General features: G+C 35.3%; 8 protein-coding genes, 1 tRNA gene and 2 pseudogenes. 6 read left to right on the top strand and 5 right to left on the bottom strand.

The genetic code is table 11. The features are described 5' to 3' along the window. Positions 1 to 979 precede the first annotated feature (979 nt). Both waaA and lpxK read left to right on the top strand, forming a co-directional pair. Positions 980 to 2,302 carry a lipid IV(A) 3-deoxy-D-manno-octulosonic acid transferase gene (waaA, locus tag PVV70_RS02960; RefSeq protein ID WP_273757810.1) on the top strand — a complete coding sequence of 441 codons (1,323 nt, stop codon included), beginning with the start codon at positions 980 to 982 and terminating at the stop codon, positions 2,300 to 2,302. Then, positions 2,292 to 3,341, top strand: coding sequence for a tetraacyldisaccharide 4'-kinase (gene lpxK / locus PVV70_RS02955; RefSeq protein WP_273757809.1), 1,050 nt, complete (start codon positions 2,292 to 2,294; stop codon positions 3,339 to 3,341). The genes waaA and lpxK overlap by 11 nt, the downstream gene beginning before the upstream one ends. 11 nt (positions 3,342 to 3,352) lie before the next feature. Here the strand turns inward: lpxK and PVV70_RS02950 are convergent, their stop codons facing one another. Continuing rightward, positions 3,353 to 3,583, bottom strand: coding sequence for a DUF2093 domain-containing protein (locus tag PVV70_RS02950; protein WP_273757808.1), 231 nt, complete (start codon positions 3,581 to 3,583; stop codon positions 3,353 to 3,355). 107 nt (positions 3,584 to 3,690) lie between these two features. Then, positions 3,691 to 5,541: a DNA mismatch repair endonuclease MutL gene (gene mutL, locus PVV70_RS02945; protein ID WP_273757807.1), complete on the bottom strand. Its 1,851-nt coding sequence runs from the start codon at positions 5,539 to 5,541 to the stop codon at positions 3,691 to 3,693. 261 nt (positions 5,542 to 5,802) lie between these two features. Here mutL and PVV70_RS02940 point away from each other — a divergent pair, with 261 nt between their 5' ends. The 3 genes and pseudogenes from PVV70_RS02940 to PVV70_RS02930 all read left to right on the top strand — a co-directional run. Continuing rightward, positions 5,803 to 6,891 (top strand): 2'-deoxycytidine 5'-triphosphate deaminase, encoded by a 1,089-nt coding sequence (locus PVV70_RS02940; protein ID WP_273757806.1) that lies wholly within the window; start codon positions 5,803 to 5,805, stop codon positions 6,889 to 6,891. 838 nt (positions 6,892 to 7,729) lie between these two features. Then, on the top strand, positions 7,730 to 8,881 hold the full coding sequence (gene lldD, locus PVV70_RS02935; RefSeq protein ID WP_273757805.1) for an FMN-dependent L-lactate dehydrogenase LldD: 1,152 nt from the start codon (positions 7,730 to 7,732) through the stop codon (positions 8,879 to 8,881). 1,562 nt (positions 8,882 to 10,443) lie between these two features. After that, a pseudogene (locus PVV70_RS02930) lies at positions 10,444 to 10,662 on the top strand (integrase); the annotation flags it as partial. A gap of 683 nt (positions 10,663 to 11,345) precedes the next feature. Here the strand turns inward: PVV70_RS02930 and PVV70_RS02920 are convergent. Both PVV70_RS02920 and PVV70_RS02915 read right to left on the bottom strand, forming a co-directional pair. Next, positions 11,346 to 11,573: a hypothetical protein gene (locus PVV70_RS02920; RefSeq protein WP_273757803.1), complete on the bottom strand. Its 228-nt coding sequence runs from the start codon at positions 11,571 to 11,573 to the stop codon at positions 11,346 to 11,348. Then, entirely contained in the window at positions 11,570 to 12,232 is a 663-nt protein-coding gene (locus PVV70_RS02915; RefSeq protein WP_273757801.1) for a lysozyme, read from the bottom strand. The genes PVV70_RS02920 and PVV70_RS02915 overlap by 4 nt, the downstream gene beginning before the upstream one ends. A 1,066-nt stretch (positions 12,233 to 13,298) precedes the next feature. Between PVV70_RS02915 and PVV70_RS09795 the strand changes: the two are divergent. After that, positions 13,299 to 13,501 (top strand): annotated as a pseudogene (locus tag PVV70_RS09795) (DNA-binding protein). Positions 13,502 to 13,613: 112 nt separating this feature from the next. Here the strand turns inward: PVV70_RS09795 and PVV70_RS02910 are convergent. Continuing rightward, positions 13,614 to 13,686: transfer RNA gene (locus tag PVV70_RS02910), tRNA-Thr, on the bottom strand. Positions 13,687 to 13,977: the final 291 nt, after the last annotated feature.

Raw genomic sequence — 13,977 nt, 5'->3', positions numbered from 1 at the left:
GAGAATAAATTTTAGCACTTGAGAGAGGGCATAAGAGGTATTACTGTACCTTTCCCGTATGTTTTTATCTATGCCCCCTCCACCTGTTGTGCATAAGCAAAAGGTTTTTATTGCTTCAACATAAGTTGGCTTTAAATAGAAGAATTTTACGATATTCAGCGGTAAGTTACGCAATGGTTAATCATTATACATCAATATATTGCCTGATTACGCGAATATCCTGTGATTGAGGTTTCTGTATTTGATGTCAAAGTGCGTAAAAGAGTTCAAAAAAGAGGCAATACATTTTAAAGTGCCTTTGGTAAAATGAGGAGCAATTACTGATGAGAGGGTGATTTGCGCAAGTTTTTATTGTGAAAGCAATGAGGTATATCTCTTTATTTATAAGATAGGTTTAGATGACAATTGCAAAGACACAAAGGCGCATATCATTCATTTGTTATCACTTTTTTTACACAAGTAGTATTGTCTTGGAGCTGTTTTGTTCTCAGATTGAGAAAGTTTTTACTCTATTTTTTCTTGGTTATGCAAAGACAAATATGGAATTTATAAAACAGGGTAAGTTCAACATGATTGTGATTGGAATAGAATAATGTACAGCATATTACGTTCATATAAAAATTTGTGAGTATTATTAATGTTTGAAATGCCTTTAAATCTGAGAAAAAATATGGCTATAAATGTACCTATTTCATATGGAAGAGTAAAGAAAGCTGGAAAAGAGACATTGTATAGTCAATGGTTTATCTATTCTATTGTATTTTGTGTATATGCTATTCTTATAGGAAGATTAAAAAAAGATGGGGATAAAATTGTATTTCTTTTCCTTTAGCTTCTTCAATTTTCTCATAGGAGAAATGTTTTGTATCCAAGATATGGATAGTCTTAAAAATATGGATGTGAACCAAAGAGTATTGATGAATTTTTTAACAAAATAAGCCTATAGGTATCTCAAAACAGCTGGATGAGGTGATGTTAAATGGTAAAATTAAAGGCACATGCAGCTCTTTTAACCTATCGGATGATTGGCTTTTGCTTATATCCTGTTATCCCTTTTTATTTGTTTTTTCGTGCTATCCGTGGAAAAGAAGAGTGGTGTCGCAAAAAAGAGCGTTTAGGTAAAAGCTCCCTTCTACGTCCTCAAGGTTCATTAGTTTGGTTGCATGCAGCAAGTGTGGGAGAAACACTTGCGCTTGTTCCACTTATTAATCATATTTTATCATTAAAAATAAATGTTTTATTGACAACGGGGACGGTGACATCTTCTTCTCTTGTGAAAAAACATTTTGGGAATCGGTTGATTCATCAATATGCGCCTTTGGACTTAGATTTTGTCGTGCGGCGTTTTATTCGTCATTGGAAGCCTGATCTCGTTTTGGTTTGTGAATCGGAAATTTGGCCTCTGCGTATTAAAGAACTTGCCAAAATGCGTATTCCGCAGATTCTGGTTAATGCCCATATGTCTGAACGTTCTTTTAAAGCGTGGCAAAAGCGGCGCGTTCTTGCCAAACATATTTTTGAGAATATTGATTTGGCGATTAGTCAGAACGAAAGAGATAGCGTTTATTACCATACACTTGGCGTAAAATCTGTTACGTTTTCTGGTAATCTCAAGGCTGATGTTTTTTTGGTTGAAGATCAAGCATTGCTTGCACGTTATCGTAATGCTATCGGCAACCGTCCAGTTTGGGCCGCTATTTCAACGCATGAAGGGGAAGAAGAGGTAGCTTTTGAGGTTCATAAGATTGTTAAAAATTATTTGCCAGATTTGTTGACAATTATTGTACCTCGTCATCCTGAACGTGTAGAAGATCTTATCAAAAAATGTGACAATCAGAGTTTACGTTTTATTCGGAGAAGCAGAAATGCTATTCCAGATATGAATACCGACATTTTATGGGGAGATACGATTGGAGAAATGGGACTTTTTCTTCGTTTGTCGAAAGTTTCTTTCATTGGTAAGTCGTTATGTGGAAAGGGTGGTCATAATCCATTGGAATTGGCTTTGCTGGATTCCGCTATTTTAACGGGACCTCATGTTTCAAATTTTCAAGAGATGTTCGAACAATTTTTAACGCGTGATGCAGCATACATGGTTCAAGATACAAAACAGCTTGCGATCCAAGTGTATAAACTTTTAACAAATGAAACATTGCGACAAGAAATGGTTGATAAGGCTCATGAGGTCGCAACGGGTATGGCAGGTGCACTTGAGCGCACATTAAAGATTTTAGATCCATTTTTACAACCCCTTGTCATACAAACAGGTTTACGTCAGCGTCAGGGTGGATATGCATATTAGTGCTCCCCATTTTTGGTGGAAAAATAAAAGTTTTTTGCGTGTTTTATTAGCTCCAGTTTCATTGGGGTATGGCTATTTTGCACATCGTTTTATGGCAAGACAGCCTCCCATGATTGATCTTCCGGTTTTATGTATTGGAAATTTTACATGTGGTGGTACGGGTAAAACGCCGGTTGTTATCGCTTTTGCCAAAGTGGCTAAAGAACTTGGTTTCGTTCCTGGTGTTGTATCACGTGGTTATGGTGGAGCCGTTAAAGGAGTGCATCTTGTAAATGGGAAATATGATACTGCACGCGATGTTGGAGATGAGGCCCTTTTATTGGCACGGCATGCTTTTGTTGCTGTATCGGCTAATCGTTATGCAGCAGCACAACGGCTGCAAAAAGAGGGATGTGATCTTATTTTAATGGATGACGGTTTTCAAAGCCGTCGCCTTTATATGGATTATGCGTTACTTGTTGTGGATGCGATGCGTGGTTTTGGGAATGGAGCTGTCTTTCCAGCAGGACCTTTACGTGTACCATTAAAAACGCAATTTTCTTTTATGGATAGCGTTTTATTGATTGGTCACCCAGATGCGCATGATAAGGTTGCTTTTCTTGTTGCGCGTACGGGAAAACCTTTACATCGTGCTCATCTTAAGGCAAGAGCCTCTGATGAGGTTGCGGGAAAATCATTTTTGGCATTTGCAGGGATTGGCAATCCAAATAAATTTTTTCGATCTATTAAAGAATTGTCTGGTCATGTGGTGCAAACTTATACCTATCCAGATCACTATTTCTTCACCGATAAAAACTTAACAGTTCTTATACAAAAAGCTCAAAAGCACAATTTATGGCTAGCGACAACAGCTAAAGATTATATTCGTATACAGACAATTCATACGCAAAAAGATTTGAAAAATCTTATTGTTTTTGATGTAGAAGTCGATTTTCTTCAAAAAGATTTCTGTCGTATGCTCCTTGAAGAGGTCATAACCCGCTTTAGAAAACGTTCCTATGAATTTTCTTGTCAGAAAGGGCAAAGGTTAAATTTGTAGCTTTTAAGGAGCTATTCTTTTTGTAACAATTGCTTGAGATATGGGTTGCATTCAAGTTCACGGTTATAGGAAATTTCACAACTAGCATACGCTTCTTGGCGATGATGATTCCAATATTTTAAATCATCTATAGGGATTTTTTGCCCGCTAACGGCACAAATAGTATAGGTTCCATATTCTACAATGTCATACCCATTGTTAGAATAACGAACCTTTGCTTCGCGTTCATCATCGGAAAACATTTTAGTTCCTTTTTACTTGACATTATCATTCAAAAAAATGCCATAAGATATATTATAAAGTCGAGAATTAATTTAAAAATATTTTTCTTGTCAAAAGAGTTAAGCGTTTATTTTCTGCCAAAAAGCCGTTCTATATCTGCTAATTTAAGTTCAATATAAGTAGGACGTCCATGATTACACGTACTTGTATTAGGTGTCGCTTCCATTTGTCGTAACAGTGTGTTCATTTCTTCGGGGCGTAAAAGGCGCCCTGACCGTATTGAGCCGTGACAAGCCATCGTTGCTGCAACATAATCAAGCATTGCTTTTAAATTGTTTGTTGTATCATACTCAGCCGCCTCATCTGCGAGATCTTTAATAAGAGCTTGCACGTTGAGCTCTCCTAACATGGAAGGCGTTTCGCGTACAAGAATTGCACCAGGTCCAAATGGTTCTATTCCTAATCCAAATTTTTGCAAAGCATCTTTGTGCGTTAAGAGGCATGTTGCATCCTCTTCAGAGAGTTCTACAATTTCAGGAATCAGTAATAATTGTGAAGGAAGTGATTTGGTATAAAGGGCATTTTTAAGTGCTTCATAGACCAATCGTTCGTGCGCAGCATGTTGATCGACAATGATCAAACTATCTTGAGTTTGGGCGATAATATAGTTTTTATGGATTTGTGCTCGAGCCGCACCTAGAGGATAAGATAACTCTTCTGATGAAGGTATAGTGCTTGGGTAGGTAGCACCACTTGGTGTATTTAAGCCCTCCATGATAGGTGTGGCATCTTCTTTTAAACCAAAAGAGCTAGTACTATCGAGCGGTTTGTGAACCATTGAAGCGGCGGAAAAATGATGAGACTGCGAGCTGTAAGAAGAGGATTGGTGAGCGTTTTTAAAATTGCCCAATGGTTGTTGTGCCAAAGGTTTTTGTGTTTGAAAAGCTGCAAGCATTGCTTCAGAACGAGTTGAAGTAGGGCGAATACCAGATTGCTGCAATGCTTCACGAATTGCTCCAACGATTAAACCACGAATTAATCCTGGATCACGGAATCGGACATCAGCTTTGGCTGGATGGACATTAACATCGACCTCAGTAGGAGGAAGATCAATAAAAAGAATAGCGACAGGATAACGATCCCGTGTCATGACATCAGCGTAAGCACCTCGAATTGCACCCCATAGAAATTTATCACGCACCGGACGTCCATTAACATAAGCAAATTGATGAAGGCTGTTATTTCGGTTGAAAGACGGCAAACAAGCAAACCCCGTTAAGCGCACGGATTCGCGTTCAGCATTCAATGCAATGCTGTTAGGGGCAAATTCTTTTCCCATAATTTGGGTAATACGTTGTAATTGTCCTTGAGTATTATTTTCTGTCGCAGACAGTTCCATAGATGTTCTGTCTAGTCCTGAAAGAGAAAAACGGATATGTGGAAATGCGATAGCAATTCGCTTAATCATATCACTAATAGCATTTGTTTCAGCTCGATCAGTTTTCATAAATTTTAACCGTGCTGGCGTGACAAAGAAAAGGTCTCGAACTTCAACAATTGTTCCCAGATTTGCAGCAGCTGGTTTGGGACCTACAATTTTTCCTGCAGTAACGGAAATTTCAGCAGCATTCTCAGCTTCTTTTGTCCGTGAAATGAGTTTAAGTTTAGCAACAGAACCAATAGAAGGGAGGGCTTCTCCTCTAAACCCGAGAAAGCAGATATTGTGTACGTCATCGGTAATCTTTGAGGTACAATGGCGAGAAACGGCTAAAGTTAACTGATCAGCAGGAATCCCACAACCATTATCACTTACCTTTATAAAATTTTTCCCCCCATTTGCTGTCATAATTTCGATGCGCGTTGCACCAGCATCAATAGCATTTTCAACAAGTTCTTTGACAACATTTGCTGGCCGTTCAATAACTTCACCAGCGGCGATTTGATTAATAATATTTTCGCTAAGATGACGTATAATCATAATAAATTCTAACAGGATTCTTAAGGGGGTTATAGAAAATTATGATAACATCATTTGTGTAACATTCAAGAATGAGAGGTATTATTTCTAAACGCTTCTTATTATTTGAGGGCGTATTATACTAAATATTTTTCATTATTCGAAATATTAATAAATGACTTGGAAAAATAGAAAAAATAATTTTGATCATCCTAAAATAGCTTGCACCAATTTATCATCTAGGTCAAAAAAGAAACAGTGTAAAAAGGGAAGGCAACATATATGGCGCGTCTAAGCGGTATTTTAGCAGATAGTGATATACAAGCTTTGATTGATAATAACTTTCTGAAGGCTCTGTATCCGTTTAATAGATCTCAAATACAACCCGCAAGTCTTGATCTTCGTTTAGGAGAGAAAGCTTATCGTATACGTGCTTCCTTTATGCCGGGTCTTGAGGCAAAAGTTTTGGATAAGCTTGAACGGTTAAAGTTGCATGAGTTTGATTTACGAGATGGAGCTGTTTTGGAAACGGGGTGTGTTTATATCGTTCCGCTTTTAGAAAATTTGGCCTTACCAGAATTTTTATCTGCTATTGCCAATCCAAAAAGCTCGACGGGACGATTAGATATTTTTACACGGGTCATTACGGATAATGCTCAAGAGTTTGATAAAATTTGTGCTGGTTATCATGGTCCGCTTTATTTGGAAGTTAGTCCACGAACATTTCCAATTTTGGTACGTACTGGCTCGCATTTATCACAGCTTCGATTTAGAAAAGGACAAAGTTATTTAAATGAAATTGAGCTGTACGCTTTGCAAAGGCAAGAAATGCTGATATCGGATGATCTTCCTAATATTAATGCTGGAGGTATTGGACTTTCCATTAATTTAAAAGGAGATGAAAACGGGCTTATAGGTTATCGTGGTAAACATCATACAAGTGTTATTGATATTGATAAACGTGCTGCTGCCCACGTTTTAGATTTTTGGGAGCCTCTTTTTGATCGTGGTCAAAGGGAGCTAGTTCTTGATCCTGATGAATTTTATATTTTAGTCTCACGAGAGTTTGTTCATGTGCCTTCGCTTTATGCCGCAGAAATGACCCCTTTCGATCCTTTAGTAGGTGAGTTTAGGGTGCATTATGCAGGCTTTTTTGATCCAGGATTTGGGCATATGGAAGCCGGTGGTAAAGGGGCACGAGCGGTTCTAGAAGTGCGGAGTCATGAAGTTCCCTTTATCTTAGAGCATGGTCAAATTATTGGCCGTTTGGTCTATGAGCATATGCTTAATCGACCATCAGCCCTTTATGGACATGATGTTGGGTCACATTATCAAGCACAGGGTTTAAAATTATCCAAGCATTTTAAATGAGCTATAAAAACTACGAGTTTTGATAAAGTATATGCAGGAAATACCTTTTAAGTAAGAAAATATTATTCTTCACAAAACCGGTATTATGCATTTTTCAGTTTTAAAAGTTATGATTACCCTTGCATTTTAGAAAATATGAGAGGCATTGTTACTTTTTTAAAGGAGTTTTTATCCATAAGAGCTTCGTTTATGGTGAACGAAAGAATAGTTCCAATTATTTCATCGTAAAAAGATCTAAAATGAAAGAGTTTTACGGTATTCAATTCTTATTTCAATAAGTCATTGCATATGCATTATAATAATAAATCAACAAGTTAATAAAGCTCAATATAACAATAACGTATTTGATTTTCAAAACAAACATGCAAGACTTAGATGCTGCTATAAACTTCATTGTTTTAGAGCTTAAATACCTAGTATATTTTGGAAGAATTATAGTTTATTTTACGTGATAAGAGACTCTCTATTCTTATAAAAAATAATGTCAATAGACTTTTAAGGGAGAGATAACTTTGAATTACAATGAACAAACTGGCGGCGCAATAGCTTTCAAAGTGGCATCTGTTTACAGTAAAGCCTAGCACTTCAATTTTAGATGAACGATGTATAAATGTATGAATAATAGGTTACTGATCCTCCTCCATACTCTGAGGTTTTAAATTTGGAAAAGAGAAAAAAGACGTTGTTTTTATCAATGAGTTTTTTTAGAAAGTTGCAATCTCTGTTACCTTTATCTATTCAATAGAGCGTTTTGGGAAGATATCAAAGAGGAGATACTGGGGGCTCTTATGTGTTTTAGGATGTCTTCTCTTTTTATTTAGGAACAATGGTGCCACCAATGATTATTTCTTCAACATTTGATTATCGCAAGGCCGCAAAGCGTTGTCTTCCTCCCTTTCTTTTTCACTATATTGATGGTGGGGCTTATACTGAAGAAACATTACGACGTAATTGTAGCGATCTTCGAGCACTTGCACTGCGTCAAAGGATTCTAAGGCAAGTTGGTGGTGTTGATCTTTCAATAAAGCTTTTTGATCAGACACTTAATTTACCAATTGTTCTTGCCCCTGTTGGGCTAACGGGCATGTATGCACGCCGTGGTGAGGTACAAGCTGCGCGTGCAGCCGTTGCAAAAGGGATTCCTTTTACTCTATCTTCTGTTTCAGTTTGTCCTATTGCAGAAGTGCAAGAAGCAGTTGGAGATGCATTTTGGTTTCAACTTTATGTTCTCAAAGATCGTGGATTCATGCGTGATGCATTAGAGCGCGCTTGGGCATCTGGTGTCCGTACGTTGGTTTTTACAGTTGATATGCCAGTACCAGGTGCACGTTACCGTGATGCGCATTCGGGGATGTCTGGTCCTTATGCTGGATTACGCCGTTTTTTACAAGCTTTTATGCATCCGCATTGGGCTTGGAACGTTGGTATTATGGGGCGCCCCCATGATCTTGGAAATGTTTCCATCTATCTCAAAAAGAAGATTGCACTGGATGATTATGTTGGTTGGCTTGGGGCAAATTTTGATCCATCAATTAGTTGGCATGATCTACAATGGATTCGCGATTTTTGGAAGGGAAAAATGATTTTAAAAGGTATTCTTGATCCAGAAGATGCGCGAGAAGCAGTACAATTTGGTGCTGATGGTATTGTTGTTTCCAATCATGGCGGACGCCAACTCGATGGTGTCTTATCAACGGCACGAGCGTTGCCTGCAATTGTGGAGGCTGTAAAGAGTGATTTAGTTATTTTAGTGGATTCTGGTGTGCGTTCTGGTCTTGATGTTGTACGCATGATTGCACAAGGCGCAGATGCCGTTATGATTGGTCGTGCTTTTGTTTATGCGCTTGCTGCAGCAGGTGAGAAAGGTGTTACTCACCTGCTTGATCTTTTTGCCAATGAAATGCGGGTAGCTATGATATTGACAGGTGCTCAGACAGTCAAAGAGATTACACACAAAAGTTTAGTGAATACAGATGTTTTTAAGCAATGAAAGTTATTTTTTATACTGCTTTTAGAAAAAGAAATTTTTTATAGAAGAGCATCATTGTATATTTTACAGATATGTTGACAGTTAACGTTGAAGAAAAAGGTCAAAAATCCCTTCTATAATATGACAATAAATACTCAATAACTATAATAATATTAAAAAAAATCTTAATAACAATCAAAGCAGAAAAAGTACAAATAACACTTCATAAATTTGTTATTCACTTTGTTAAAACGCATTCTAAGGATAAAAAGGAACAAGCGCTGCGAGCAAAGGCATAACAACTGTTGATATAGAAAAAATAGATATAAATAATGTTGTGAGCATTTTTCCTCTCCTATTTATAAAAAATATAATACATTAATCATGTTTTTAATATTAAATTAAACACATATAGTATATAATTAATTTTATTTAAAAAATCAATATGTATTGTTAGTATATATAAATTATAATAAAAAATGGAGATATATTCTATAATATATATAGTATTTATGATGATTCTAATGAATAATATATTATACAGACATGGTATTATTTTTTATAGAATATATTTTAAAAGAATAAAAATACAATATAGTATCTTAAAAAAACGCGTCCACTAGAAAGCAAGACAACGCGATTTAATGTGCTTATCAGTTCCTTTTTTTGCATCCTTAATGATTTATGATAGTTTTAAACTGGGCTAGCCATATTAAGATGTAGTTTCATGTTTTTTGTATCTTATATCATTGCTAACACCGTTTTTTATATCTTCTCGACTTATTTTATAACGTGCCAGAACATCCCATTGTCTTCTATTATAGATTGGCTCATCCGGTATTCATAACGATACAAATTTACATGCAATGCTATATTTCATAAGTAATCTCGCAATTGCTTCTTCAAGTTTCCCATGAATACTATACTTTTCACAAACAACAATAGATTTGTGAGATTTACAGAGTTCTAATATAGATGTACCGTCTAAAGGTTAGATTGTGGATACACTGACAACTGTTGGGATAATTTCATATTTTTTAAGCGCTTCAGCTGCATCAAGATAAATCTAGACGATTTTTCCAGTGGCAAATAGGAGAATATCTTTTCCTTTTTTGATAACAGAAGCTTTGCTGATATCGATGTTTGCAGTACTCTTTTGGAATATTTATAACAGGGTTCTTTCCTAGGGGGATATAAACGTGCATAGGATTGTTTAACGTTGGGAAAATTGTGGATTTTGTTTCTTTATTATCTGCAGAAGCAATAATACTGTATGTTAGGAATGGTGCGAAACAAAGAAAAATCGGAAATGGCATGATGGGTTATTTTCAGGATCATAGCTAATACCCGCACTAATATCAATTAATCGAACAGGATATTCACAATAAGCAGGTATCTACCTTTATTTGTTAAGGGCACGTGTTCTCAAAAAACAAGCCTGGAAAATAACAAAGAACTTTTTTCACATGAAGTAAGACCAGCAGCTATACCTATCAAATTTTATTCAGTACTTCCAACTTCTACAATACATGTCGGATAAAGTTTTGCGAATTGGGCAATCTTTCCAGATATTTGTGAAGCTGCCATTTGTCTTTCGAGAACAAACTATTTTAAAACAGCAAAGCAATACTTTTAAAGAAATTGTGCAGGCAGCTTTTAAAAGTAAAAAAGCTGAGTAAAAAAATGAAGGTAAAAATAGGTGTTGGTTTTCTCCACTGAAATTGCATGTTATTCCAAACATAGAGAGCTTACCTATAGAAAAATTAACAGCCAATATTATTTGCAATATTTTTGCACCACTTTAGCATAAAAAGCAGATACAATGCGAAAATATTTATTTTAGCGAAAATATTTATTTTATCTTCAAGAACATTACAGTAGAAAGCTGAAAAAACTTCATTAATATCCCTCTAAAAAGCTAATATCTCTGTATAGTTTTGTGGATTTATTTTCTTAAATATGGACAGATTTCTAAAAATAATTTTTGCTGAAGACAGCCCTTTTTTATATCATCAGGTCTTTAAAAGGCAATAAAAGGGCAATCTACAAAATCCTTTCTCCTCTTGTTTGGTTAGGATAACAGAAACAACCTTAAAATATCTCAATACATCCAATCATTTTACGAAAATATAACCAATTAAATTCTTTGATTTTAAGTCAAGCACCCCCTCGTCACTCCAATGAAATTGTCACTCCAATGAAATTAAATCGCTCCAAGTAAATCACATAGACTACCAAAGTGCTTTAGCTCTATAAGAGCTTCTATTTTTAATTTGAATGGATTCATCTCTTTCAAATTTTTTTATTGGTTATTATTTCAGAGAAATCGTATTTTTATCACTTCACTTTTCGTGTATGTTTCCACCCACATACACGCTCACCTTGTTCGTTATGTTTGAGAATCTCTCTTGCCAAATTTGGGCTAATGACATTGATGTCTTGTCGATTCAAATAAATTGGCAGCCATCCAATACAAGAAGTTCGTTCATTCGTCGCGCAACCAGTTAGAAAGCTTATTGCGCACATCAGCATCACTTTTCTTGTTAATTTCATTTTCTACCTCAAGCCGTGTTTTCGCTGTATTAAAAGCTTCCTTTGTTCGTTTTTTCTTCTCAACTCTTTTCCCAAGGAAAAAGGCTTTCATCAAAGCTATAAAAAAAGCTGCTATGATTGCTGACGTTGTCGTCAGATATTTTTTTATCCATAAGATCATAAGCGGTGTTCCTGAAAACGTTTAGCAATATATACCATTGCTGTACAAGCAGCTAAAACCATAATTCCTGCTAAAGCCCATTGGACAGGACCATTTCCTGCAAAAAGTCCTCCAAGCCCTGAAAAAGAACCTATAATTGGTGCGAGAGCTTCTATTTTGCAAATCCCTGTTACGCCTTCTGATTCTACGACATGATAATTAGGGGCAACATGAGCTCCTTTCGCCCATAACCCTGCTTCGGCTGCTCGACGATTGACAAGACCTTGGATACGTTTTCCGCCTACTCTTGTCCACTTTTGCAATTCAGTTGGTACCGCTTCATATTCACCGTTATTTAGCTTTTTTAAAAGTGTAGATTTGCAAAAAGCTGTTATTCCTACGTTATAGGAAAATGACACTAAAGCTGCAAATTGTTCATCACTTAAAGAAACGGCAACAGCTTTTTCAACAGCGATTTCACATTCCCTCAAGTCTTGACAAAGGATCTTTTCAGCTTCTTTTTCTGTAATTTTCATGCCTTTATGGACACTTGGAGCGCCAGCTGCACTCGTATGTCCATAACCAATTGTCCATATTCCACCAGAATCTTCATAGGCCTTTAAACGTAAACCCTCCCATTGCTTAATCAGTGCAAGCCCTTCTGTTGATATTTTCCGCATTATTCTTATCCTATAAAAAACCTACACAAAGCAGGACATAAATTGAAAACTTACATCTACTCAATTTTAAAGCACGCAACAGTGAAAGGGTTTAATTGAGATAAAACCACCTTAATGAACTTTATTAAAACCCATATCATTCTTATTATAGCAGAAATCATATTAACTACTATTCATTTTGTAGTAATTAACTCCCTCTTAAGCCTAAATACAACAATTTTTGATAAATCAATTTATAAATCTATAATCAGATATTTCACCTATAAATACAATTTATCTAGAATGTTTAGAGACAATTTCTTTGAAAGATCTCAATACTTTTAGCGAAGAAAAGCTCTTTTCAAGAAAAAGTAAGAAATACAATAATTAACGAAATAATAAGCATTCATTCTTAAATGTTTTTAAAATCCATAACTTACAATATATAAACCTTTATAAAACAAAAATAGACATTATAATTAAACATTTCAGTCTACAAGTTATTTTAGAATCAAAATGACGAATACATAACGTATTATACACATTTAATCAAAAAAGCTATAGTTAATTTAATTGTTCTTTATTTTTTCATCTAATTGCTTAATTTCCTTAAAAACATACCTTCATAAAGGATTTGAAATAAACTGTTACATAAATTTTTTATAAATAAAATATATTTACATGAAAACATAATGGATATTTTATCACTCTCTTATAGTCAGTTTCCATCTGAAACAATATATCAGAGGAGCGTATTTAATCTATAGATCAATGATATTTAATAATTTTTTAAAGAATATTGTACTGTAAGAAATTTGAGCGGCAGTCTTGGTTATGTTTTTTATTTATATGAATAATGCTTTGTTTTCTTCATATGAAGCGTTTTGTGAGGTGCTTTGGTAGTGGTATTATCTTGTCTGGTGTTGTACTAGCTAAGTTTTCAGAACAACAAATTAATCAGGCTTTTAAAATCTTTTAGGTGCAAAAACACAAGGGATACAAAAGATTTTTATAAAAGCTCCTTGAAGTTAGGAAGGGAACTGTTTCCTTCCAATATCTTCACCCATTTATGGAGTGTAAAAATGAGATGCTCTTTGATAATGGCGATAGAGATAATAACGATAGATATGCCTCACCCATGAATGTGCACAGCTTTTTAGTGTATCCACAACAATGATTCATACTTGGAGGCTTCAAAGCGCTACTTCCAGAGTTATATAAGTGAGTTAGAGTCGTGAAATAGAGAAAAAAGAGATACTCACTTTTACTCAAAAAAGACGGAGAAAATAACAACAAACTAAGTAAAATTATATAAGCCACAAGAGGTAGACTAAAAGATGGTCTAAAAATAGAAGATAAAGAAAAAATCTATATATTTAAATATTCTAAACACAAAAATCGGTGCCGCATGCCGGATTCGAACCAGCGACCCCATCATTACGAATGATGTGCTCTACCAACTGAGCTAATGCGGCATAGGTTTGTAAGTCAATGATACAAAACTAATTTGAGGGTAATAGCTAAAAGTATGTATAAAAGCAAGTATGCATTTTTTTCAATAATTTATAAGATGTGATAATAATTGAAGGAGAAAACTGCACAAAAGTCATGAAGGCAGTATTCTTGTGATTGTAATGCTATAAAATGCTTACCAGTTTATGATAGTGTTCAAATTAAGAAGCTGGAAACCTAGCCCTTTAAGATAGAAGATTATGTTAAGATATCTTAGTAAAGATAAAAATATTTTCTGCTTTTGAGATAAGGAA

The sequence above is a fragment of the Bartonella sp. AU55XJBT genome (assembly GCF_028618525.1).
This window is presented reverse-complemented; position numbering and strand designations above follow the sequence as displayed.

Excerpts from the sequence above, each read along its gene's own strand:
- PVV70_RS02940 (WP_273757806.1), top strand. The coding sequence starts at position 5,803 with ATGGCGCGTCTAAGCGGTATTTTAGCAGATAGTGATATACAAGCTTTG.
- lldD (WP_273757805.1), top strand. The coding sequence starts at position 7,730 with ATGATTATTTCTTCAACATTTGATTATCGCAAGGCCGCAAAGCGTTGT.
- mutL (WP_273757807.1), bottom strand. The coding sequence starts at position 5,541 with ATGATTATACGTCATCTTAGCGAAAATATTATTAATCAAATCGCCGCT.
- PVV70_RS02920 (WP_273757803.1), bottom strand. The coding sequence starts at position 11,573 with ATGATCTTATGGATAAAAAAATATCTGACGACAACGTCAGCAATCATA.
- waaA (WP_273757810.1), top strand. The coding sequence starts at position 980 with ATGGTAAAATTAAAGGCACATGCAGCTCTTTTAACCTATCGGATGATT.
- lpxK (WP_273757809.1), top strand. The coding sequence starts at position 2,292 with ATGCATATTAGTGCTCCCCATTTTTGGTGGAAAAATAAAAGTTTTTTG.
- PVV70_RS02950 (WP_273757808.1), bottom strand. The coding sequence starts at position 3,583 with ATGTTTTCCGATGATGAACGCGAAGCAAAGGTTCGTTATTCTAACAAT.
- PVV70_RS02915 (WP_273757801.1), bottom strand. The coding sequence starts at position 12,232 with ATGCGGAAAATATCAACAGAAGGGCTTGCACTGATTAAGCAATGGGAG.